Source organism: Rothia kristinae (assembly GCF_016028855.1).
GTDB classification, from domain to species: Bacteria; Actinomycetota; Actinomycetes; order Actinomycetales; family Micrococcaceae; genus Rothia; species Rothia kristinae.
Genome location: NZ_CP065738.1, coordinates 469,532 through 491,711 on the forward strand (window position 1 = coordinate 469,532; position 22,180 = coordinate 491,711).

Consider the following 22,180-nt stretch of genomic DNA (forward strand, 5'->3'; position numbering starts at 1 on the left):
GGGATGGACCGCCCACCGCTGATCCGTCCCCACCCGGAAAGACCCCGTATGCCCGCCCGCACCCCCCTGTCCCGTCGCACGCTGCTGCGCTTCGCCGCCGGATCCCTGGCCCTCGCGCCGATCCTGGCCGCCTGCGGGACCTCCCAGGCCCGGGACCGGGGCACCGAGGAGCTGGCCGTGGGCTTCCCCGAGGACTCCGAGAACTGGGACCCGCACCAGCCGCCCTACACGGTCTCGCGCACCATCGCCCGGCAGATCACCGACACCCTCGTGGACCAGGACCCGGACACCGGGGACATCGTGCCCTACCTGGCCCGCCGGTGGGAGGTCTCCGAGGACGGCTCCCGCTTCACCTTCCACCTGCGCGATGACGTCACCTTCTCCGACGGCACGGCCTTCACCTCAACGAGCGTGAAGAACAACTTCGACCGGATCATCCGGCTGGGCTCCCTGTCCTACATCGGGGCCAGCCACCTGCGCGGCTACCAGCGCACCGAGACCCCGGATGCCCACACCGCCGTCGTCGTCTACGACGGGCCCAACGCCCAGTTCCTGCAGGCCGCGACCACCCAGACCCTCGGGATGCTCGCGGACGCGACCCTGGGCAAGGGCCCCAAGGACGTGGCCCGCGGGGACGTCATCGGCTCCGGGCCGTACGTGTTCAGCGAGTACCGGCAGGGCCAGTACGTGCTGCTGACCCGCCGGGAGGACTACGCCTGGGGCTCGGATGCCCGACGCAACAAGGGACCGGCCCGCTTCCGCACGGTGCGCGCCCAGTTCATCCCGGACCCCACGACCCTGGCCGGGGCGGTGACCTCCGGGCAGGTGGACATCGGCACCATGCTGGACGTGTCCACCCTCGCCGGGATCAAGACGGCGGACCTGCACCTGTCCCAGGTCCCCGGCAAGGGCATCTCCACCCCGCTGATCCCCTTCATCTACCGCCCGATCTTCCAGGACGCGCACGTGCGCCGGGCCATCAACGCGGCCACGGACCGCCAGGAGATCGCGGACCGGATCTACCAGGGCAACGCCAAGGCCGCCACGGGCCTGCTCACCGCCGCGACCCCCGGCTCCGCGGACCTGTCCGATCTGCTGCGCCACGACCCGGACCGGGCGGTGGCCGAGCTGGAGCAGGCCGGGTACACCCGGGTGGATGCAGACGGCTACCGGCACCACGAGGACACCGGGGAGCCGCTGACGATCGTGTTCATGTACACCGGCTCCGGGACCACCAAGGAGCAGATGCTGCAGCTGCTGCAGAACCAGTGGAAGAAGGTCGGCATCCGCTTCGACCTGCAGCCGCGCACCGAGGCGCAGCTGAGCGACTATACCCTCTACGACGCCCCCTACGACCTGTCCACCTGGTCCCAGGGCCGGGCGGACCCGGACGTGCTGCGGGTGGTGTACTCCTCCTTCTACGAGAACCAGTCCTTCTTCTTCGGCCACCCGATCAAGGAGGTGGACGAGGCGCTGCTGAAGCTGCAGTCCACAACGGACCCCGCGAAGCGCCAGCAGGCCAGCGAGGATGCGCAGCGGCTGCTGCTGGAGGGCGGGTACTCCTTCCCGCTGGTGGACGCCTACACCTCCACGGCCGCCTCGATGCGCCTGACCGGGATCCCGCTGGATGCGGAGAACAAGCTGGTGGCCGCCGACGTCGCCCTGTCCGGGTGAGCCCGGCCCCGCTGAACCGACCGCATCCGCCCTTCCCGCCCGCCACCTGCCCAGGAGTCCCGCCGTGACCCGTTACGTCCTGCGCCGCCTCGCGCACGCGCTGATCGTGCTGTGGGGTGCGATCACCCTGTCCTTCCTCATCGTCCAAGCCACCCCCGGGGATCCGGCCCGCCTGCTGATGGCCGGCTCCGACGCGGGGGACGCCGGGGCGGCCGACGACGCCCAGCTGGCCCAGCTGCGCCACGAGATGGGCCTGGACCAGCCGCTGCTGGCCCAGTACTTCGGATACCTGTGGCGGGTGGTGACCCTGGACTGGGGCACCGCCTACTCCAAGCAGCGCCAGCCCGTGCTGGAGGTGATCCGGGACGGGCTGGGGTCCACGGTGCAGCTGGGGCTGGCGAGCCTGCTGATCATGGTGGTGCTCGGCGTCGTGTTCGCCCTGGGCTCGGTGCTGCTGCCGAACCGCTTCCTGCGCTCGGTCTTCGAGGGCTTCACCGTCCTGGGCATCGCGGTGCCCAGCTTCGTCATGGCGATCCTGCTGCTGCAGATCTTCGCGTTCCGGCTGGGCTGGTTCCCGGCGTTCGGGGCCGGCGGCCTGGACTCGCTGATCCTGCCGGCGGTGACCATCGCCCTGCTGGGGGCCGGGACCCTGTCCCAGGTCTACGCCCGCAGCATCCGGGAGGTCCGGGCCCAGGAGCACGTGCAGGTGGCCCGCGTGCGGGGCCTGGCCCCGCGCAAGGTCGTCACCCGGCACGTGCTGCGCCAGGCCAGCCTGCCCGTGTACACGATCGTCGGGATGCTCGTGGGCGGGGTGGTCTCCGGGGCGGCGATCATCGAGACGATCTTCGGCCGCCCCGGCATCGGCAACCTCTACGTCGCGGCGGTGCAGGGCCGGGACTTCCCGCTGATCCAGGCGCTGATCGTGCTCACCGGCGGCCTGTACGTGCTGGTGACCCTGATCGTGGACCTCACCTACCCCCTGATCGACCCGCGGGTGGCCTCCCCCGTGGCCGGAAGGAGCCGAGCATGAGCTCGACGGACATCACCTCCTCCCCCGCCGCGGCGGGCGCCCCCGACGCCGAGCGGCCCGGGCCCCCGCTCTCCGACGCCCGGACGCGGGCCCGTCGCCCCGGGGCCCGGACGGGTGCGGCCCTGCTGCGCCGCCCCGGCACCGTGCTGGCCGGGCTGTTCGTGCTGCTGATGATCGGCTGGGTGCTCTTCCCGGGGCTGTTCGCCACCGCCGACCCGACGGAGATCGTCGGGGACTCCCTGGCCGCCCCGAGCTGGCAGCACTGGTTCGGCACGGATCTGAACGGGCGGGACGTGTACTCCCGGGTGGTCTACGGCGCCCGGGTCTCCCTGCGCGCCGGGGTCCTGGCGATCACGATCTCCCTGGTGGTCGGGGGCCTGCTGGGCATGCTCGCCGGGTCCGTGGGCGGCTGGGTGGATGCGGTGATCTCCCGGTCCGTGGAGGTCATCGTCTCCATCCCCGGGCTGCTGCTGTCCCTCGCGCTGATCTCCGTGCTGGGCTTCGGGGTCACCAAGGTCGCCATCGCGGTGGGCATCTCCGGGATCCCCGGATTCGTGCGCATCGCCCGGGCCGAGACCCTGCGCGTGAGCGCGATGCCGTACATGGACGCGGCCCGCACCAGCGGCACCCGCCGCTTCCTCGGCCTGTTCAGCCACGTGGTGCCCAACGCGGCCGGGCCGGTCGCGGTGGTCGCCGGGATCGACCTGGGCGGGGCGATCCTGTCGATCGCCGCCCTGAGCTTCCTCGGCTTCGGGGCGGTGCCGCCCACCGCGGAGTGGGGCTCGCAGATCAACGAGGGCCGGCTGTACGTGGCCAGCGCCTGGTGGTGGAGCATCTGCCCCGCGATCATCGTCGCGCTGACCGTGCTCAGCGCCAACCGCCTGACCCGCAGCATCGGCACCCGAGAGGTCTGACCATGAACACCGCTTCCTCCTCCCCCGCCCCCGTCCTGGAGCTGTCCGGGCTGCGCGTGGCCTACCCGGGCCGGCGCGGCGCGGTCTCGACCCCGGCGGTCGACGGCGTCGGCCTGAGCGTCGGGCGCGGCGAGTCCGTGGCCGTGGTCGGGGAATCCGGCTCCGGCAAGACCACCCTGGCCCGCAGCGTGCTGGGCCTGCTGCCTTCCGGCACCCGCCGGGAGGGGAGCCTCCGGCTGGCCGGGCAGGACCTGGACGCGCTGGATGCTACCGGGCGGCGCCGGCTGGTGGGCCGGCGCATCGGCTACGTTCCGCAGGATCCGGGAACCTCCCTGGATCCGCTGCTGCGGGTGCTGGAGCAGGTGGTCGAGCCGCTGCGCATCCACGGCATCGGGGACCCGGACACCCATCGGGAGCGGGCTCTGGCCGCGATGCGGGAGGCGGGCCTGCCGGACCCGGAGTCCCTGGCCCGGCGCTGGCCCCATGAGCTCTCCGGCGGGCAGCGGCAGCGGGTGCTGATCGCCGCGGCGATCGTGACGGACCCGGATCTGGTCCTGGCCGATGAGCCCACCAGCGCCCTGGACGTCACGGTGCAGAAGCAGATCCTGGATCGGCTGCAGGAGCTGGTGCGCGAGCGCGGCACGGCCCTGCTGATGATCACCCACGATCTCGCGGTGGCCGCCGAGCGCACCGACCGGGTGATGCTGATGAGCCGGGGCCGGGCCGTGGAGCAGGGCCCCAGCGAGCAGGTCCTGCTGCACCCGAGCACCCCGCAGGGCCGGGCCCTGGCGGAGGCGATGGCGCTGACCGCCGACGCCGTCGACACCGACGGCCTCGGGGTCGACGGCGAGGGGGCCGGCAGGACCGCGGTCGACGGCAAGGCTGCCCCCTGGGCCGACCAGAACCCGGCGGATTCCCCTGCGGCACGGACCGACGCCGGAGCAGAGGCACCGGTCGGCGTCGACGGCGCGCGCACCCCGGTGCTGACCGGTGAGGGGCTGTCCCGCGCCTTCGGCTCCCGACGCGAACCGGTGCACGCGCTGCGCGAGGCCGCGTTCAGCCTGGCCGAGGGCGGCAGCCTGGCCGTGGTCGGAGAGTCCGGGTCCGGCAAGACCACGCTGGCCCGGATCCTGCTGGGTCTGGAGCGGGCCGACGCCGGTCGGATCACCCTGCGCGGGGCGGAGGTGACCCGCCGGGACCGGTCATTCCGCCGTACGGTTCAGCCGGTGTTCCAGAACCCGCACTCCTCCTTCGATCCCTCGCACTCGGTGGGCTGGTCCGTGCTGGAGCCGGTGCGGGCCCTGGGCTCGGTGGGCCGGGCCGAGCGGCGGGAGCTGCTGGGGCGGCTGTTCGACGACGTCGGGCTGGACCGCCGGCTGGCCGCGCGCCGCCCGCGGGAGCTGTCCGGCGGTCAGCTGCAGCGCGCGGCGATCGCCCGGGCGCTGAGCGTGTCCCCGGATGTGCTGGTCTGCGATGAGGCGGTCAGCGCCCTGGACGCCTCGGTGCAGGCCCAGGTGCTGCGGCTGCTGCAGCGGCTGCGCGACGAGCGCGGGCTGTCCCTGCTGTTCATCACCCACGACCTGGCGGTGGTGCGGTGGCTGTGCGAGGACGTGCTGGTGATGCGCGAGGGCCGGATCGTGGAGGCCGGCCCGGTCTCCCGGATCTTCCGCGCCCCGCAGCAGGAGTACACGCGGGAGCTGATCGCGGCGATCCCGCGGCCGCTGCGCGCGGGTGCCGCGGCCTGAGGCCTGCGCAGGGAGGCGGGGCTGGCGGCAGCGGCCATAATGGGGGGAGCCGCATATCGCCGACGTCGTGAGGAGCGGGCCACCCATGCCCCTGGAGCAGCACAGCCGGACCAAGCCCCTGGTCATCGGGATCGCCGGGGGCACCGGCTCCGGGAAGACCACCCTGACCCGCGAGCTGATCGAGGCGGTGCGCGAGCGGGTCGCCGTCGTCTACCACGACAACTACTACAAGCGCCACGATGACCTGACCTTCGAGCAGCGCTGCCGGCTGAACTACGACGCGCCGGAGGCCTTCGACGACGAGCTCATGGTCCGGCAGCTGGACACCCTGATCGCCGGCGGGTCCATCGAGTGCCCGGTCTACGACTACGCGGATCACAACCGCTCCGAGGAGACCCTGTTCATCGAGGCCCAGCCGATCATCATCGTGGAGGGGATCCTGCTGTTCGCCTCCGAGGCGATCTGCCGCCGCTGCGACATCAAGATCTTCGTGGACACGGACGCGGACGTGCGCATCCTGCGCCGGATCAAGCGGGACGTGCTGGAGCGGGGTCGCTCGGTGGAGTCCGTGGAGGCCCAGTACCTGTCCACCGTCAAGCCCATGCACGAGCTGTACGTGGAGCCCTCCAAACGGAAGGCGGATCTGATCATCCCGGAGGGCGGGGGCAACCTGGTGGCCCTGGACATGCTGGTGCACCGCGTCCAGCGCCAGCTCGACGGCGCCTGAGCCCGCTGAGAGTCACGGGCCCCCCAGCTGGAACCCCGGGCAGTCCCCCAGCACCTCCAGCAGCGCGGCCCGCTCGGGGGCGCTCACGCTGAGCCCGTACTTCGCCTTCACGCGGATCTGCCGGGCCGCATACACGCAGCGGTAGTCCTCCTGCGGCGGCAGCCAGGAGGCGGCGTCCTGCGCGCCCTTGTCCTCGTTGGCCGGACCGTCCACGGCCAGCAGATTCTCCGGGTCGTTCGCGTACTCGGTGCGACGCCGGGGCTCCCAGGCGGAGGCGCCCGAGGCCCAGGCGTCGGCCAGCGCGACGACGTGGTCGATCTGCACCTGCCGAGACCGGGCCCCGGCCGTGAACGCGATCTGCCGCCCCGTGTACGGATCCGCGAGCAGGCCGCCGGCCACCGCGCACCGCTGGGCGTTCTTGTAGGACACCTCGGTGAGGTCCCGGGCCAGGATGTCGTTGCGGGTGTCGCACCCGTTGCGATCCGTGTCCGCCCACGCCTGGCCGAAGGCCTCCCGCCGGTAGGCGGGGCTCGTCGTCTTCTCCCGCACCGGGATCGCCGCCAGCTCCCGGGCGGTGGCCTCCGAGAGCACCACCTCACGGGGCGCACCCCACCCGCCCAGTCCCCCGGACCACGGCGGGCTCAGCAGGCCGCGCCACCACAAGCCGAAGACCAGCAGGACGACGGCGGCCAGCAGCACCGGGACCGAAGCGGCCCGGCGCGAGAGTGCCGGCCGTGGTGCGGGCATCGGCCGCGGCGTGCGATGGCGTCCCATGGGCCCATACCAGCAGCACCGGGTGGACGGCGTCGAAGGCTCTCCTGCGCGGACCCGCGTGCTGACGGGGCGGCTGTGGATGCTCCGGCGACAGCCGGGGCGAGATCCACCGGCTCGGGGACAGAAGGAGACGGTGCGGCGACCGGTCGGTCACCGCACCGTCATCGGCTCAGCCCTTCGCGTCAGCCCGTCGGCTCAGCTCTTCGCGCCGAGCAGGATCACGTCCAGGCGCCGCGGGCCGTGCACGCCCTCCACGCGCTGCAGCTCGATGTCCGAGGTCGCCGAGGGCCCGGAGAACATCGTCACCGGGTGCGCCCGATCCACCCGGGCCAAGGCCTCCGGGACGATCTCCACGATGGTCTCCTCCGGGACCACGCAGATGTGGTGGTCTGGGATCAGGGAGATCGCCCGACGCCCCTCGTCCGGGTTGGAGTTCAGGAACACGGTGCCGGTCTCCGCGCAGGAGACGGTGGAGGAGGTCACCACCGCATCCATCGCATCCAGCTCCTTGTTGCTCAGCGCCCCGGACTTCTCGGTGTTCCCGGAGTCCACGAAGCGGGTGCGGGTGGCCGTGTCCTCCGGCAGCCACTCGGACTTCAGCCCGGTGGGCACCACGTACCGGGCCCGGTCCCCGAGCAGGTCCGCGATCGTCGTCGCGATGGTGTCCTCGGTGGCCTCGTGCACCTGCGCCTTGTAGTCGATCAGCCGGTCCGCCAGCAGCTCCCGGCGGTCCTTCAGGCTCGCCGAGGAGGTGTGCCGGTAGTCCCGGGTGGGCTCCGGCGGGGTCGGGTTGTCCGCCAGGGCCGTGCGGATCCGCGCCAGGATCTCGCTCTTCGCGTCGCTCACCATGTCCTCCTAGGCCTCGTAGTCTTCCTCGGTGCCGCGGGCGTAGTCGGCCACGGTATCCCCCTTCGCCTGCGAGCGCTGGATGGCCACCCGCTCGGAGGCCATCAGGCGGGTGTAGTCATCCTGGTCCTTGGCGTAGCGCTTCGCCTGCTGCTCGTGCAGGGCCTCGGCCTTGCCGCGGTTGGCGCGGATCAGCTCCTCCACGTCCACCCGCTCCGAGGCCGGACGCGGGGCCGCGGCCTTGCCGCGGTTCTTCTTCCACCAGGACCGGAAGGACTCCTTCGGCGGGGTGTCGATGTCGCGGTACTTGGTCCAGCCGCCGACCAGCCCGGGCAGCTTGTCGATCCGCTGGTCCTTCCCGGCGACGACGCGCCCGGCCGGCAGCGCCTTCTCCGCCAGACCCAGCACCTTCCCGGAGCCGAAGGCCACCCGGGCCCCGGCCATCATGCCGTCCATCTGGGTGGGCAGGCCGCGCTTGGTGCCCTCCTCGCCCTTGCCGTGCTGGGCGTCGATGTCCTTGCCGCGCAGGTGCACCAGGATGTCCGGGATGTTGATCTTCACCGGGCACACCTCGTAGCAGGCCCCGCACAGGGAGGAGGCGTAGGGCAGGGAGTTGTTGGCCTCCGCCTCGATGCCGCCCAGCTGCGGGGACAGGATCGCCCCGATGGGTCCGGGGTACACGGAGCCGTAGGAGTGTCCGCCGGCCCGCTGGTACACCGGGCACACGTTCAGGCACGCGGAGCAGCGGATGCAGTGCAGGGCCTGGCGGCCCAGCTCGTCCTTGAGCACCGCGGTGCGGCCGTTGTCGATGAGGATCACGTGCATGTTCTGCGGGCCGTCCCCGGGGGTCACCCCGGTCCACAGGGAGGTGTACGGGTTCATCCGCTCCCCGGTGGAGGAGCGCGGCAGCAGCTGCAGGAACACCTCGAGGTCCTCGAAGCGCGGGATGACCTTCTCGATACCCATGAAGGTGATCAGGGTGTCCGGCAGGGTCAGGCACATGCGCCCGTTGCCCTCGGACTCCACGATGGTCAGGGTCCCGGACTCGGCCACCCCGAAGTTGGTCCCGGAGACCGCGACCTTGTTCTCGAAGAACTTCCGGCGCAGCCTCTTGCGGGAGGCTTCGGCCAGCTCGGCCGGATCGTCCGAGAGGTCCTTCCGGACCCCGGGGATCTCCTTCTTGAAGATGTCCCGGATCTCGCTGCGGTTGCGGTGGATCGCGGGGACGACGATGTGCGAGGGCTTGTCATGGCCCAGCTGCACGATCTCCTCGGCCAGGTCCGTCTCCACGGCCTCGATCCCGTGGGCCTCCAGGTACTCGTTCAGCCCGGTCTCCTGGGTGGCCATGGACTTGATCTTGGAGACCTCCGTGACCCCCTGCTCGCGGATCAGGTCCAGGGCGATGCGGTTGGCCTCCTCGGCGTCGCGCGCCCAGTGCACGTGCCCGCCGCGGGCGGTGAAGTTCTCCTCGAACTGCTCCAGCAGCTCCGGCAGGCGGGCCAGCACGTTCTGCTTGATCTCGGATCCGGCGGTGCGCAGGTGCTGCCAGTCCGGCATCTCGGAGACGACGGTGGCCCGCTTGGTGCGGATCTTGCTCATCGCGAAGTTGAGATTCCCGCGCATGGTCTCATCGTGCAGATCCCGGGCGGCGTGGTGGGTGAAGGACTCCTCGGCGAAGATGTTGCCCTGCCCGTGCGGGGGCACGGTGGGCATGCCGAGCTGGGTGACGGTCATGGTGTTTTCAGTTCCTCCCTGCGCCCTGCATCGCGACGCGTCCGGTGACCTCCAGCGGGTGCTCCCGGGTGCTGGCCAGGATCTCCGCGAAGTGCACGGTGGTGATGTCTTTGTTCTCCTTCAGGGCCGCCCCGCCAATGTTCATCAGGCAGGACACGTCCCCGCCGGCGCAGATCGAGGCGCCGGTCTTCTCGATGTTCTTGAGCTTGTCCGCGGCCATGGCCCCGGAGGTGTCCGCGTTCTTGAAGGAGAAGGTCCCGCCGAAGCCGCAGCACTCCTCCAGGTTGGGCAGCTCCTTGAACTGCACCCCCTCCACGGTCTTGATCAGGTCCGACTGCCGGGAGCCGAGCTTCATCAGCCGCATCCCGTGGCAGGAGGAGTGGAAGGTGACCTCGTGCGGGAAGTACGAACCCAGCTGCTCGGCGGCGTCGGTGATGCCCAGGACGTCGATGAGCAGCTTGGACAGCTCGAAGGTGCGTCCGGCGATCTCCTCCGCCCGCTGCGCGGTCTCCTCGTCCCCGGCGTGGCGGGCGACCATGCCCTGCTGGTGGTTCAGGGAGACCACGCAGGAGGCCGAGGGGGCGACGGCGACGTCGTAGTCCGCGGCGGAGAAGGCCTTCACGTGGTTCTTCACCACGGGGTAGGCGTCATCGAAGTAGCCGCTGTTGACGTGCATCTGGGAGCAGCAGGTCTGCCCCGGGGGGAAGACGACCTCGTGGCCGAGGCGTTCGAGGATGTCCACGGTGGCGCGGGCGACGCGGGGATACATCGCGTCGACGATGCACGTGGAGAAGAGGGCGATCCGCATGGTCTCTCCGTTTCCGGTGGATCTCCCGGGGCCGGCGGGGCGTCGACGGCGGCGCGCGGCAGGCGGCGGGATGGGGCTTGTCCCTTAACACGATAGTGACGGTGTGTCGCCGTCGGAAACTCTGTGTGCGATTTCTCGGGAAGTTCACCGGCGACATTAGATCAGCTTTTCTTTGCCTAATTCCGGGATGCACGTCTCCGTGCGGTCGGAGCGGGCCCGAGGTCATCCGCGCGCACCGGAGTTGGCCCGGGCGGCGTGATCGAGTAAGCTGTGGTCCGACCACCGGCTGTTAGGTGAGACACAATCCACCGTGACGGCCCTTCCAGTCCACCGACCGCACCAGCGACGCTGCGGCCACGCCGCCCGTCCCGGTGCGCTCGCGACCTCCGATCCAGACCCAAGGAGTCCGCGTGAACACCTTCACCGCCGCCACCGACGCCGTCGGCGGCTCCCCCGGGCTGTCCGCCCTCGTGGCGCTGATCCCGCTGCTGACCTTCTTCATCATGCTGCTGGGCGTGAAGGCCCGGGCCCACACCTCCGCGCTCACCGCGCTGCTGGCGGCCCTGCTGGTCGCCTGGCTCGGCTTCGGCATGCCCCTGGACCTGGCCCTGATCACCGCGACCCAGGGCGGAGCCTTCGGCGCGTTCCCCATCGTGTGGATCATCGTCATGGCCCTGTGGTTCTACGAGCTCACGGTGAAGTCCGGGCGCTTCGAGGACCTGCGCCTGACCTTCGACCGCATCGGCGGCGGGGACCTGCGCATCCAGGCCATCCTCATCGCCTTCTGCTTCGGCGGGCTGCTGGAGGCCCTGGCCGGCTTCGGCGCGCCCGTGGCCATCACCGCGACCATGATCATGGCCCTGGGGGTCAAGCCCCTGAAGGCCGCCGTCGTCGTGCTGCTGGCCAACACCGCCCCCGTCGCCTTCGGCGCCCTGGCCATCCCCATCACCACCGCAGGGACCCTCACCAACGAGGACCCGGCCGTGATCGGCGCGATCGTCGGACACCAGGCCCCCTTCGTCGCGTTCTTCGTGCCGCTGATCCTCCTGCTGCTGCTGGACGGGTTCAAGGGCGTGAAGGACGGCTGGCCGGCCGCCGTCGTCATCGGGCTGTCCTTCTCCGTGGCCCAGTGGTGGTCCGCGACCCACTTCTCCTACGAGCTGACCGACATCGTCGCCTGCCTCGTCTCCCTCGGCGTGGCCGTGCTGTTCCTCAAGATCTGGAAGCCCCGCGGCGCGGAGGCCTTCCGCGAGCGCCTGGGCGTGGGCCCGGCCGCGCAGGACACCACCCTGCGCCCGGTGCGCGTGTGGATGGCGCTGCTGCCGTACCTGCTGGTCGTCGTCGTCTTCGCGATCGGCAAGATGTGGAAGCTCGGGGTGGACGTGCCCGCGGCCCTGACGGCCACGGACCTGAAGATCCACTGGCCCGTGATCCACGAGCGCATCCTCACCTCCGCCGGGGAGCCGATCTCCGGGACCACCTACACCTTCAGCTGGCTCTCCAGCCCCGGCACCATGCTGCTGATCTCCGGGATCCTCGTGGCGATCATCTACACGATCTGGACCGAGAACGGCCGCTACCGCCTCGGGATGGGCCCGGCCCTCGCCCAGATCGGGGTGTGCTTCCACCGGATGCGCTGGTCCGCGCTGACCATCATCGCGGTGCTGGCCCTGGCCTACGTCATGAACTTCTCCGGGCAGACCGTCTCCGTGGGCGTGTACCTGGCCTCCCTCGGCGGGGCCTTCGCCTTCCTGTCCCCGATCCTCGGGTGGCTGGGCACCGCCGTGACCGGCTCGGACACCTCCGCCAATGCGCTGTTCGCCAACCTGCAGCACACGGCGGCCACCAACGCCGGGATCGACCCGAACCTGCTGGTCGCGGCCAACACCACCGGCGGTGTGGTCGGCAAGATGATCTCCCCGCAGTCCCTGGCGATCGCGGCCACCTCCGTGAAGATGGAGGGCAAGGAGTCGGAGATCTTCAAGGCCGTGTTCCCGTGGTCCGTGGGCCTGCTGCTGATCATCTGCGTCCTGGTGTTCCTGCAGTCCCACGCCCTGGCCTGGATGATCCCGTAAGCCGACGCCGGGCCCCCGCCGCGCGCGCCCCGTTGCCAGCGCCCCGCACCGGCCCCGACCCTCCGGCTTCGGCCGGGGTGGTGGGTCGGGCGGGGCGCCCGCGTCCCAGCCGGGCTTCGCTGGTCCGGGCGGGCTCGCCGGTCCGGCGGAGCTGCCGGTGCCTCCGATCCAGCCGGTCGGCCGCCGTGGCCGGCCCCGCCGACCAGCCGGTCCCACTGATCCCATCGACCAACCGATCCGGAGAGGAGGCGGCAGATGCCCGCCAGCCGCACCTACGACGTCGTGCTGACCTGGCTCGAGACCGGGCTGCGCACCGGGCAGCTGCGGGTGGGGCAGCGGCTGCCCTCCGAGCGCAGCCTGGCCGAGCGCTTCGGCATCTCCCGCGGCTCGGTGCGCGAGGCCATCCGGGTGCTGGACGCGATGGGTCTGGTGCGCTCCGGGGTGGGCTCCGGTCCGAACGCGGGGGCCGTGGTGATCTCCGAGCCTTCGGCCGCGCTGGGGTGGGGGCTGCGGATGCACCTGGCCTCCCGATCCCTGCCCGTGCCGGACGTGGTGGCCACCCGCATCACCCTGGAATCCCGCGCGGCCGCCGACGCCGCCCGCACCGTCGGTGTCGCCCGCGATGGTGAGGCCACCGACGCCGTCGAGGACGGGGCCGCCGACCAGGAGCGGCTCGCCCGGACCACGGCCCTGCTGGCGGAGGCATCGGACCTGCTGGCGGAGCTGGACGATCCTGGACTTCCGGATGAGCGCTTCCACGCGCAGGACGCCGCCTTCCACCTGCTGATCAGCTCGCTGGGCGGGAACATCGTGGTCACCACGATCCTGGATTCCCTGCGCCAGGCCACCGTCGGCTACGTGCAGGAGGGGGTGCTGCGCCTGGACGACTGGCCGGGGGTGCGGCGTCGGCTGCAGGTACAGCACCGCCGGATCCTGGCCGCGGTGGAGCGGGCCCGCCCGGAGGAGGCCGCGGCCGCCGTCGCCGAGCACATCTCCTGGTTCCACGCCACCGCCTGGCCGACCCCCGCCTGACACAAGCCCCGCCGCCCTCTCCCCCGGGTTTGGGAGCGTTTCCGACGTCTGGGAGCCACGAGAACGCTCCCACACACCGAAACCCCTCCCCAACGCGCCGGAAGGGGGCGCGGGGAGGGGCAGAGCGCGGCGGAGCGCAGGACGGGCGCCCCGCCTCCCCTACGGGGTGAACTCGGTGCCGGTCAGGCGCTCGAAGGCCTCGACGTAGCGGCCGCGGGTCATCTCCACGACGTCGCCCGGCAGCTCCGGCGGCGGACCCTGCCGATCCCAGCCGGACTCCGGGGAGGTCAGCCAGTCCCGGACGAACTGCTTATCGAAGCTGGCCTGCGGGCGGCCCGGCTCCCACTGGGCCCCGTCCCAGAAGCGGGAGGAATCGGGGGTGAGCACCTCGTCGCCGAGGGTCACCTCCCCCCGGTAGGAATCCAGGCCGAACTCCACCTTGGTGTCCGCGAGGATGATCCCCTGCTCCCGGGCGATCCGCTCGGCCGTGGTGTAGATCTGCAGGGTCAGCTCGTGCAGCCGGTCCCCCATGGCCTGCCCCACGGCCTCGTTGACCTGCTCGATGCTGATCGGCTCGTCGTGCTCGCCGACCTCCGCCTTGCCGGTGGGGGTGAACACCGGGGTCTCCAGGCGCGAGCCGTCGGCCAGACCCTCGGGGAGGGGCCGGCCCCACAGGGTCCCATGGGCCTGGTACTCCTTGAGCCCGGAGCCGGTGAGGTAGCCGCGGGCGATGCACTCCACCGGGAACATGGACAGGGACTTGCAGATCATGGCTCGCCCGGCCACCTGCTCCGGAACGTCCAGGGTCAGCACGTGGTTGGGGATGTCCGCGAGCTGCTCGAACCACCAGGCGGACATCTGAGTGAGGATCTTGCCCTTGTCCGGGATGAGGGTGGGCAGCACGTGGTCGAAGGCGCTGATGCGGTCCGAGGCCACGACCATCACCGCCCCGGCGCGGATCTCGGCGGTGTCGGAGAAGGAGGAGCCGGACAGGTCGGCGCCGTCTTCGGGGACGTAGAGGTCCCGGACCTTGCCGGAGTAGATGTGTCGCCAGCCGGGGACGGCGATGGACTCAGCGGTCATGCGGTGGACTCCTGTGCGTGGGGGCGTGGGATGCGGGGTGCGGATGCGGAGACCGCCCCGCTCGGGGATCGAGCGGGGCGGCGGTTCGGGTCAGGGTGCGGGGATGGTGATCCGTCCCTCGGCGGCGCGGCGGGCGATGTCGGTGCGGTGCTGCTCGCCGGGCCAGGAGATCGCCTCCACCCCGGCGTAGGCGCGGGCGCGGGCGTCGGCCAGGTCCTCCCCGAGGGCGACGACGGCCAGCACCCGCCCACCGGCGGTCACGACGCGGGTGTTCCCGACGCCGTCGGGCTGCTCGGCGGTTCCGGCGTGCAGGACGGTGACGTCGGGCAGCTGCTCGGCGTCAGCCAGCCCGGTGATCTCATCCCCGGTGCGGGGGGTTCCGGGGTAGTTCTCGGCGGCCATCACGACGTCGACGGCCGGGCGCAGGTCCCAGCGCAGCTTCTGGTCCGGGTCCAGTTCCCCCTCGGCGGCGCTGAGCAGCAGCTGCCCCAGCGGGGTGCGCAGCCGGGCCAGGACAGCCTGGGTCTCGGGGTCCCCGAAGCGGGCGTTGAACTCGATGACCCGCACGCCGCGGGCGGTGACGGCCAGCCCGCAGTACAGGACGCCGACGAAGGGGGTGGCCCGCCGGGCCATCGCGTCCACGACGGGCTGGGCCACCGCGGCCACGACCTCGTCGGTGAAGCCCTCCGGCAGCCAGGGCAGCGGGGTGTAGGCGCCCATGCCGCCGGTGTTGGGTCCGGCGTCGTCGTCTCCGATGCGCTTGAAGTCCTGGGCGGGGCTCAGCGGAACGGTGTGGACGCCGTCGCACAGGACGAACAGGGAGACCTCCGGGCCGTCCAGGTACTCCTCGATGACCACGGCGGAGCCGGCCTCGAAGCAGGCGGCGGCGTGGGCCTCGGCCGCGGCGGGGTCCTCCGTGACCACCACGCCCTTGCCGCCGGCCAGCCCGTCGTCCTTGATGACGTAGGGGGCGCCGAAGCGGTCCATGGCCGCGCGGGTCTCCTCGAGGTCGCGGGCGACGGCAGCCTCGGCGGTGGGCACCCCGGCCTCGACCATGACCTCCTTGGCGAAGGCCTTGGAGGATTCCAGCCGGGCCGCGGCGGCGTCGGGACCGAACACGGGGATCCCGGCCTCGCGCAGGGCGTCGGCCACCCCGGCGACCAGCGGGGCCTCGGGGCCGATGACGACGAGGTCCGCGTCGAGGTCCTCGGCCAGTCCGGTGGCCTGCTCGGGGGAGGACGGGTCGATGCGGTGCACGGGCACGACGCGGGCGATCCCGGCGTTGCCGGGGGCGGCGTGCACCTCGGTGACGGCAGGATCGCGCAGCAGCGCGGTGATGATCGCGTGTTCGCGCCCGCCGGCGCCGAGGACCAGAACCTTCATGGCCCAATGGTAACGAATCGATAACGGTGCGCAGGACGCCCGCCGCCCACGGCCGCGCCTCGACCACGGAACGACCACCGCGCGACGCGAATCGCATCCGCCCCGCGCAGGTGGGATACTCGTTGCGGCGTCACGGATCACACCCCGGCCGGGACGCCGCACCCCCTCACCGCGAACCCCAGGAGCGAAGCGCCCGTGTGTGGAATCGTCGGCCATTTCTCGGCCGGTCCCGTCAACCAGCAGGTCTACGACTCGCTGCTGCTGCTGCAGCACCGCGGGCAGGACTCCACCGGCATCGCCACCGCGGAGGACCGCACCCTGCACCTGCAGAAGAAGGTGGGCCAGGTCCGGGAGGCCTACCGCACCCGGGACATGCGGGAGCTGGTGGGCAACATCGGCCTGGGCCACGTCCGGTACGCGACCAAGGGCAGCGCGGTGAACCTGGATGAGGCGCAGCCGTTCTACGTCAACGCCCCGTACGGCATCGTGCTGGTGCACAACGGGAACCTGACCAACACCCGGGAGCTGACCGATGAGATGAAGCGCCGGGACTTCCGGCACCTGAACTCCTCTTCGGACACGGAGCTGCTGCTCAACGTGCTGGCGGCCTCCCTGCAGGAGAACGTGGGCCGGCGCCACCTGGACGCCTCCGGGATCTTCGACGCCGTGATGAAGACCCACGCCCGGATCCGCGGGGCCTACGTGGTGATCGCCCTGATCGCCGGTCACGGGCTGCTGGCCTTCCGGGACCCGCACGGCATCCGCCCGCTGGTGCTGGGCCGCCGGCCGGTCACGGAGCAGACCGCGCAGGCCGCGCGCACCTACCGCGAGACCTACGGGATGGATCAGCGGCTGCCGGAGCAGGAGTGGGTCGTGGCCTCGGAGTCCCTGGTGCTCGATGCCGGGGGGTACGAGATCGTGCGGGAGATCGAACCGGGCGAGGCGGTGTTCATCGACGAGTCCGGCACGCTGCACTCGCGCCAGTGCGCCCGGGAGACCACCCTGGTGCCGTGCGCCTTCGAGTACGTCTACCTGGCCCGCCCGGATTCGGTGATGAACGGGATCTCGGTGTACGAGGCGCGGCTGCGCATGGGCGAGAAGCTCGCCCAGACCATCCGCAGCCAGGTCCCGGACGAGGATTTCGACGTCGTGATGCCGATCCCGGATTCGGCGCGCCCGGCCGCCCTGGAGGTGGCCCACTCCCTGGGTAAGGAGTACCGGGAGGGCTTCTACAAGAACCGGTACGTGGGCCGGACGTTCATCATGCCCGGGCAGGAGGTGCGCCGGAAGTCCGTGCGCCAGAAGCTCAACGCCCTGCCCAGCGAGTTCGCCGGCAAGCGGATCCTCATCGTGGACGATTCGATCGTGCGCGGGACCACGTCCAAGGAGATCGTGGAGATGGCGTACGCGGCGGGCGCGGAGAAGGTCACCTTCGCCTCCGCGGCCCCGCCGGTGCGCTACCCGCACGTGTACGGGATCAACATGCCCACCGCGGGCGAGCTGGTGGCCCATGACCGCTCGATCGAGCAGATCCGGCAGATCCTGGGCTGCGATCACCTGGTGTACCTGGGGGTGGAGGACATGCGCACGGCGATCACCGAGTCCACGGACATCGCGGACCTGGAGATGTCCTGCTTCACCGGGGAGTACATCACCGGGGACATCACCCCGGAGTACCTCGACTACGTCGCCGCGGAGCAGGAGTCCTGAGATGAGCCAGCCCCTGGAGACCGTCGAGTCCGCTGCGGCGGCCGAGCTGGCGGTGGTCACCCGCAGCGGCTTCGTGGAGTCCCGGCACGTGGGCTCGGCCGTGGTGGTGGAGCCCGACGGCGCGGTCTCGCGCCGCCTGGGCGATCCCGACGCCCTGCTGTTCCCCCGCTCCACGCTCAAGCCCTTCCAGGCGATCGCGGCGATGAAGGCCGGTGCGCCGCTGGTCGGCGCGCAGGTGGCGATCGCGGCGGGGTCGCACACCGGCTCCCTGGAGCATATGCGCACCGCGGCGGGGATGCTCGCCGCGGCCGGGCTGTCCCCGAAGGATCTGCGCTGCCCGCCGGCCTGGCCGAAGGACGAGGACGCCCGGGACCGGCTGCGCGAGCGGGGCGAGGGGAAGCAGGCCCTGGCGATGAACTGCTCGGGCAAGCACGCGGCGTTCCTGTGGGCGTGCGCGGTGCGGGGCTGGGACACCGCCTCCTACCTGGACCCGGACCACCCGCTGCAGCGGCTGGTCCTGGAGACCGTGCAGGAGTTCACCGGGGACGCCCCGGCGCTGGTGGGGGTGGACGGGTGCGGTGCGCCGCTGCCTGCGATCACCCTGACCGGGCTGGCCCGCGGCTACGCCCGCCTGGGTGCCGCGATCCGCAACATCGGGGAGGACGCCCGCACCGCGACCCTGGCCACCGCGATGGTGGACTACCCGGAGATGGTCCAGGGCCACGGGGAGCCCAACACGGTGGTCATCGAGGGGCTGGACGTCATCGCGAAGCTCGGCGCCGAGGGGGTGCTGTGCGTGGCCACCCCGCAGGGGGCGGCGGCTGCCGTGAAGGTCCTGGACGGCTCCTCCCGCCCGGCCACCCTGACGGCCCTGACCCTGCTGGCCGGTGCCGGGCACCTGCCCGGGGCGGCGGTGGAGGCCGTGCTGGGGAAGATTCTGCATCCGATCACCGGCGGCGGTGAGCCCGTGGGCGCGATCCGCCTGGGTGCGGCCTTCGACGACGCCGAGCAGGGCTCAGGCGACGCCGACCAGGGCTTCGCGGATGCCGGCCAGGCCGCCGACGACGCGGGACAGGAGGCCTGATGGCGGCCCGGCGGATCTCGGACGAGACCGGGCTGGCGGCGGTGCGCGCCTGGGAGGCCGACCCGGAGGGGGCCGGGCGCTCCACGGTGGCCACGGCCGTGCGCTACGCCCTGGAGGAGCTGGCCCACCGCGCCCCGGGCAACTCGGTGGAGGTCCGGGTCCCGCCCTTCGGGGTCACCCAGGCCATCGAGGGTCCGCGGCACACCCGCGGGACCCCGCCCAACGTCGTGGAGATGCCGGCCCCGGTGTGGCTAGGTCTGGCCACCGGCTCCCTGACCTGGGGGCAGGCCCGCGCCGAGCACGCGGTGGACGCCTCCGGCAACCGCAGCGACCTCTCCGCCCTGCTGCCGCTGTTCGCGACCCGCGCCGCCGCGCGGCGGGCCCGGAAAGGTACCCTGGGGTAGATGAGTCAGCACCCTTCCGCCCCCCGTTCCCCGCAGTCCTCCTCCCCCGCGGGCTCCCCGGACGCCGACGCCGCGAACGACGTCGAGACCGTCCGCCCCGCCGCGGATGATGAGGCGACCCCCGAGCGCGCGGGGGCCGAGCCGGTGGAGGCCTTCGAGGTGCGCCGGGCCCCGTCGGTGATCGCGTTCCTGCTGGTCGGGGTGGCCGTGGGGCTGGTCGTGGCCCTGTTCTCCACGCTGCTGGGCCCGGTGGACCAGGCCTACACCCTGGGCGCGATCTTCGGCATGATGGCCGTGATCTTCGGGACCGCCGGCGCCCTGGTGGGCGCGATCATCGGCCTGATCCTGGACCGGCGCTCCAAGAAGAGGGTGCGCCGCTACCGGGCGGTGCCCGTGGACGAGCACGGCCAGCCCCTGAACTGACACCCCCCCTCCCGACGACCGGATCCGATCCACGCCCCTCCCCCGCGCGGGGAGGACCGACCCGAAGGACACCACATGGCAGACACCCAGCAGCCCGAGACCGGCCTGACCTACGCCGAGTCCGGCGTGGACGTCGAGGCCGGGGACCGCGCCGTCGACCTCATGAAGGAGGCCGTGAAGGCCACGCACGGGCCCGGGGTGGTCGGCGGGGTCGGCGGCTTCGCGGGGCTGTACGACCTCTCCGCGCTGCGCGGCTACCGCAAGCCCTACCTGGCGACCTCCACGGACGGGGTGGGCACCAAGGTCGCGATCGCCCAGACCCTGGAGATCCACGACACCATCGGCTGGGACCTGGTGGGCATGGTCGTGGACGACATCGTGGTGGTCGGCGCGAAGCCGCTGTACATGACCGACTACATCGCCTGCGGGAAGGTGGTCCCGGAGCGGATCGCCGGGATCGTGCGCGGGATCGCCGCGGCCTGCTCCGCGGCGGACACGGCCCTGGTGGGCGGGGAGACCGCCGAGCACCCGGGGCTGCTGGGCCCGCAGGAGTACGACGTCGCCGGGGCCGCCACCGGCATCGTGGAGGCCGACGAGCTGCTCGGCCCGGACCGGGTGCGGGCCGGCGACGTGCTGATCGGGATGGCCTCCTCCGGGCTGCACTCCAACGGGTACTCCCTGGTGCGCAAGGTCGTGAACGTGGCCGGGTGGTCCCTGGACCGGGAGGTCTCCGAGTTCGGCCGCACCCTCGGCGAGGAGCTGCTGGAGCCCACCCGGGTCTACGCCGCGGACGTGCTGGACCTGGCCCGCACCTTCCCCGTGCTGGATGAGGACGGCGGGCTGGGCACCGGGGTGCGGGCCTTCAGCCACGTGACCGGCGGCGGGCTGGCCGCGAACCTGGCGCGCGTGTTGCCGCAGGGTCTGGAGGCCCGGGTGGATCGCAGCAGCTGGCGGATCCCGCCGATCTTCCGGGTCATCGGGCAGCTGGGCAAGGTCCCGCAGGCGGACCTGGAGCGCACCCTGAACCTGGGCGTGGGCATGGTGGCCGTGGTGGACCCGTCCGTCGCGGATCAGGCGGTGGCGCACCTGGGCGAGCGCGGCGTGGACGCCTGGGTCATGGGCACCGTGGAGCAGGGCGAGGCCCCTGCCGCTGCGGACCTGGAGGACCCGGACTATGTGCAGGGCGCGAAGGGCGTGGACGGCGGCGCAGTGCGCCTGCTCGGCGAGTACGCGTAAGCCCATCGATCCGGCACCTGCCGACGCGCAGCGTGCCGAACCCGCGAACGACGCGCGAGGGCCCCGGAACCTGCTCGGTTCCAGGGCCCTCGCGCTGCCGATGCGGCTGCGGGGTGTGACGTCCGTGCTGCCGGGGACGTCGCCCGCTGGCCGGGGGTGACGGGCGCTCAGCCGCGCTCGTCGTACTCCTCGGCGTACGGATCCTCGTAGTCGGCGAACTCCTCGCGCGCGCCGCCGGAGCGGTCCGCGGATCGGTCGGACTTCTTGGCACCGGTCAGCTCCCGCTCCAGCGCCGTGTAGTCGGTCTGCGGGGAGTAGTACTTCATCTCCCGCGCCTGCCTGGTTGCCTTAGCCTTCTGACGGCCGCGCCCCATGGCGTGACCCCCTCTTATCGCTCACTCCGGGCGCAGCCGCGCTGAGCGCACACTGCGACCCCGGATCCCTGTCAGTTCTGTCGTGATCCCAGGGTACATGGTTTGTCCAGCCCGTGCCCACGCGCGACGGGGCGCCGCCGCTCACAGCGGCAGGGCGTCCAGGATCTCGCCGAAGGCCTCCCCCACCCGGGTGCGCCACAGGATGTCCGCCCGGGCATCGGCCCGCCCCGGTCCGCCGTTGATCACCGCCAGCGGCAGACCGCGGGCCAGACCCGTCCAGGACGGGACGGTACCCGCTCATCACCGCCAGGGAGGACCCGGCCACCAGCAGCGCCCGGGCCTCCCGGACCATCTGGCGCGCCCGCGCCTTGCGCTCGGGCGGCACGGACTCGCCGAAGTACACGACGTCGGGCTTCAGCCGCACGGAGCCGCACACAGGGCACCCGACCATCCGGAAGCCCGCGATCTGCTGCTCGGACAGCTCCACGTCCCCGTCAGGGTTCACCGCGCGCGGATCCAGCCGGATCCGCTCCAGGTACCCCGGGTTCGCCGCCGCCAGGCGCTCATCCAGCGCCCGACGGTCCTCGCGGTGCCCGCAGTCCAGGCAGGCCACCGCATCCAGCCCGCCGTGCAGCTGGAGCACGGTCCGGGAGCCTGCGGCCCGGTGCAGCCCGTCCACGTTCTGGGTGATGATCCCGCTGAGCATGCCCGCCCGCTCCAGCTCCACCAGGGCGTGGTGCACGGGATTCGGACGAGCCCGGTCCATGATCCGCCAGCCCACGAAGGAGCGGGCCCAGTACCGGTGGGAGGCGTCGGGATCGTGCAGGAACTCCTGGTACGTCATCGGCCGGTGCCGCCGCAGCGAGCCGCGCGGTCCCCGGTAGTCCGGGATCCCGGAGTCGGTGGAGACCCCCGCCCCGGTGAGCACCAGCACCCCGCCGGCCCGCAGCAGCCCGACGATCCCGGCCAGCGCGGCCGCGGGCTCCGTGGGGCGGGCCGTCTCCTCGACCACGCGGGCGATCGAGCGCAGGGCGGCCCGGTGGGCGGCCCCCGCAGCGGCGGGGAAGGAGGAGGTCACGGGCCCAGCCTACGCAGACCGGCCGCACCGCGACGTCGGGACCCGG

The 22,180-nt window shown here is 72.2% G+C and carries 19 protein-coding genes and 1 pseudogene; 12 read left to right on the forward strand and 8 right to left on the reverse strand.

Annotation, left to right across the window (positions count from 1 at the left end):
* Positions 1-48: 48 nt before the first annotated feature.
* The 5 genes from I6G21_RS02080 (at position 49) to udk (ending at position 6,090) form a co-directional block, all read left to right on the forward strand.
* A complete protein-coding gene (locus tag I6G21_RS02080; RefSeq protein ID WP_165869983.1) occupies positions 49-1,674 on the forward strand; it encodes an ABC transporter substrate-binding protein in 1,626 nt (541 codons plus the stop codon).
* 64 nt (positions 1,675-1,738) lie between these two features.
* A complete protein-coding gene (locus I6G21_RS02085; RefSeq protein ID WP_129357712.1) occupies positions 1,739-2,704 on the forward strand; it encodes an ABC transporter permease in 966 nt (321 codons plus the stop codon).
* Positions 2,701-3,618, forward strand: coding sequence for an ABC transporter permease (locus tag I6G21_RS02090; protein WP_061225344.1), 918 nt, complete (start codon positions 2,701-2,703; stop codon positions 3,616-3,618). Before I6G21_RS02085 ends, I6G21_RS02090 begins: the two co-directional genes overlap by 4 nt.
* 2 nt (positions 3,619-3,620) lie before the next feature.
* Positions 3,621-5,363, forward strand: coding sequence for a dipeptide ABC transporter ATP-binding protein (locus I6G21_RS02095; RefSeq protein ID WP_129357711.1), 1,743 nt, complete (start codon positions 3,621-3,623; stop codon positions 5,361-5,363).
* Positions 5,364-5,448: 85 nt separating this feature from the next.
* Positions 5,449-6,090: a uridine kinase gene (gene udk, locus I6G21_RS02100; RefSeq protein WP_058731552.1), complete on the forward strand. Its 642-nt coding sequence runs from the start codon at positions 5,449-5,451 to the stop codon at positions 6,088-6,090.
* Between the two features lie 12 nt (positions 6,091-6,102).
* Here the strand turns inward: udk and I6G21_RS02105 are convergent, their stop codons facing one another.
* The 4 genes from I6G21_RS02105 to I6G21_RS02120 form a co-directional block, all read right to left on the reverse strand.
* Positions 6,103-6,837, reverse strand: coding sequence for an HNH endonuclease family protein (locus I6G21_RS02105; RefSeq protein ID WP_129357710.1), 735 nt, complete (start codon positions 6,835-6,837; stop codon positions 6,103-6,105).
* Between the two features lie 222 nt (positions 6,838-7,059).
* Complete coding sequence (locus tag I6G21_RS02110; RefSeq protein ID WP_058731556.1) at positions 7,060-7,710, reverse strand: LutC/YkgG family protein; 651 nt, start codon at positions 7,708-7,710, stop codon at positions 7,060-7,062.
* Between the two features lie 9 nt (positions 7,711-7,719).
* On the reverse strand, positions 7,720-9,444 hold the full coding sequence (locus tag I6G21_RS02115; protein WP_129357709.1) for a LutB/LldF family L-lactate oxidation iron-sulfur protein: 1,725 nt from the start codon (positions 9,442-9,444) through the stop codon (positions 7,720-7,722).
* A 7-nt stretch (positions 9,445-9,451) separates the two neighbouring features.
* Entirely contained in the window at positions 9,452-10,252 is an 801-nt protein-coding gene (locus I6G21_RS02120; RefSeq protein WP_058731550.1) for a (Fe-S)-binding protein, read from the reverse strand.
* Positions 10,253-10,662: 410 nt separating this feature from the next.
* Between I6G21_RS02120 and I6G21_RS02125 the strand changes: the two genes are divergently transcribed.
* Both I6G21_RS02125 and I6G21_RS02130 read left to right on the forward strand, forming a co-directional pair.
* Positions 10,663-12,327 (forward strand): L-lactate permease, encoded by a 1,665-nt coding sequence (locus tag I6G21_RS02125; RefSeq protein WP_061225341.1) that lies wholly within the window; start codon positions 10,663-10,665, stop codon positions 12,325-12,327.
* A gap of 255 nt (positions 12,328-12,582) precedes the next feature.
* Complete coding sequence (locus tag I6G21_RS02130) at positions 12,583-13,359, forward strand: FadR/GntR family transcriptional regulator (protein WP_061225340.1); 777 nt, start codon at positions 12,583-12,585, stop codon at positions 13,357-13,359.
* 159 nt (positions 13,360-13,518) lie between these two features.
* Here I6G21_RS02130 and I6G21_RS02135 read toward each other — a convergent pair whose 3' ends face one another.
* Both I6G21_RS02135 and purD read right to left on the reverse strand, forming a co-directional pair.
* Positions 13,519-14,442, reverse strand: a complete 924-nt coding sequence (locus tag I6G21_RS02135; RefSeq protein ID WP_064725146.1) for a phosphoribosylaminoimidazolesuccinocarboxamide synthase — start codon at positions 14,440-14,442, stop codon at positions 13,519-13,521.
* Between the two features lie 90 nt (positions 14,443-14,532).
* Complete coding sequence (gene purD / locus I6G21_RS02140) at positions 14,533-15,825, reverse strand: phosphoribosylamine--glycine ligase (RefSeq protein ID WP_129357708.1); 1,293 nt, start codon at positions 15,823-15,825, stop codon at positions 14,533-14,535.
* Between the two features lie 195 nt (positions 15,826-16,020).
* Here purD and purF point away from each other — a divergent pair, with 195 nt between their 5' ends.
* The 5 genes from purF (at position 16,021) to purM (ending at position 20,682) form a co-directional block, all read left to right on the forward strand.
* Positions 16,021-17,535, forward strand: coding sequence for an amidophosphoribosyltransferase (gene purF / locus I6G21_RS02145; protein WP_129357707.1), 1,515 nt, complete (start codon positions 16,021-16,023; stop codon positions 17,533-17,535).
* A gap of 1 nt (position 17,536) precedes the next feature.
* On the forward strand, positions 17,537-18,619 hold the full coding sequence (locus tag I6G21_RS02150) for an asparaginase (RefSeq protein WP_129357706.1): 1,083 nt from the start codon (positions 17,537-17,539) through the stop codon (positions 18,617-18,619).
* Positions 18,619-19,023 carry a sterol carrier family protein gene (locus tag I6G21_RS02155; protein ID WP_100464144.1) on the forward strand — a complete coding sequence of 135 codons (405 nt, stop codon included), beginning with the start codon at positions 18,619-18,621 and terminating at the stop codon, positions 19,021-19,023. The genes I6G21_RS02150 and I6G21_RS02155 overlap by 1 nt, the downstream gene beginning before the upstream one ends.
* Positions 19,024-19,446 (forward strand): hypothetical protein, encoded by a 423-nt coding sequence (locus I6G21_RS02160; RefSeq protein ID WP_129357705.1) that lies wholly within the window; start codon positions 19,024-19,026, stop codon positions 19,444-19,446.
* Between the two features lie 75 nt (positions 19,447-19,521).
* Positions 19,522-20,682 carry a phosphoribosylformylglycinamidine cyclo-ligase gene (purM, locus tag I6G21_RS02165; RefSeq protein WP_100464147.1) on the forward strand — a complete coding sequence of 387 codons (1,161 nt, stop codon included), beginning with the start codon at positions 19,522-19,524 and terminating at the stop codon, positions 20,680-20,682.
* 167 nt (positions 20,683-20,849) lie between these two features.
* Here purM and I6G21_RS02170 read toward each other — a convergent pair whose 3' ends face one another.
* Together I6G21_RS02170 and I6G21_RS02175 are read right to left on the reverse strand one after the other, a co-directional pair.
* Positions 20,850-21,056 (reverse strand): DUF3073 domain-containing protein, encoded by a 207-nt coding sequence (locus I6G21_RS02170; protein ID WP_058730662.1) that lies wholly within the window; start codon positions 21,054-21,056, stop codon positions 20,850-20,852.
* Between the two features lie 141 nt (positions 21,057-21,197).
* Positions 21,198-22,134, reverse strand: a pseudogene (locus tag I6G21_RS02175) (Sir2 family NAD-dependent protein deacetylase).
* Positions 22,135-22,180 lie beyond the last annotated feature (46 nt).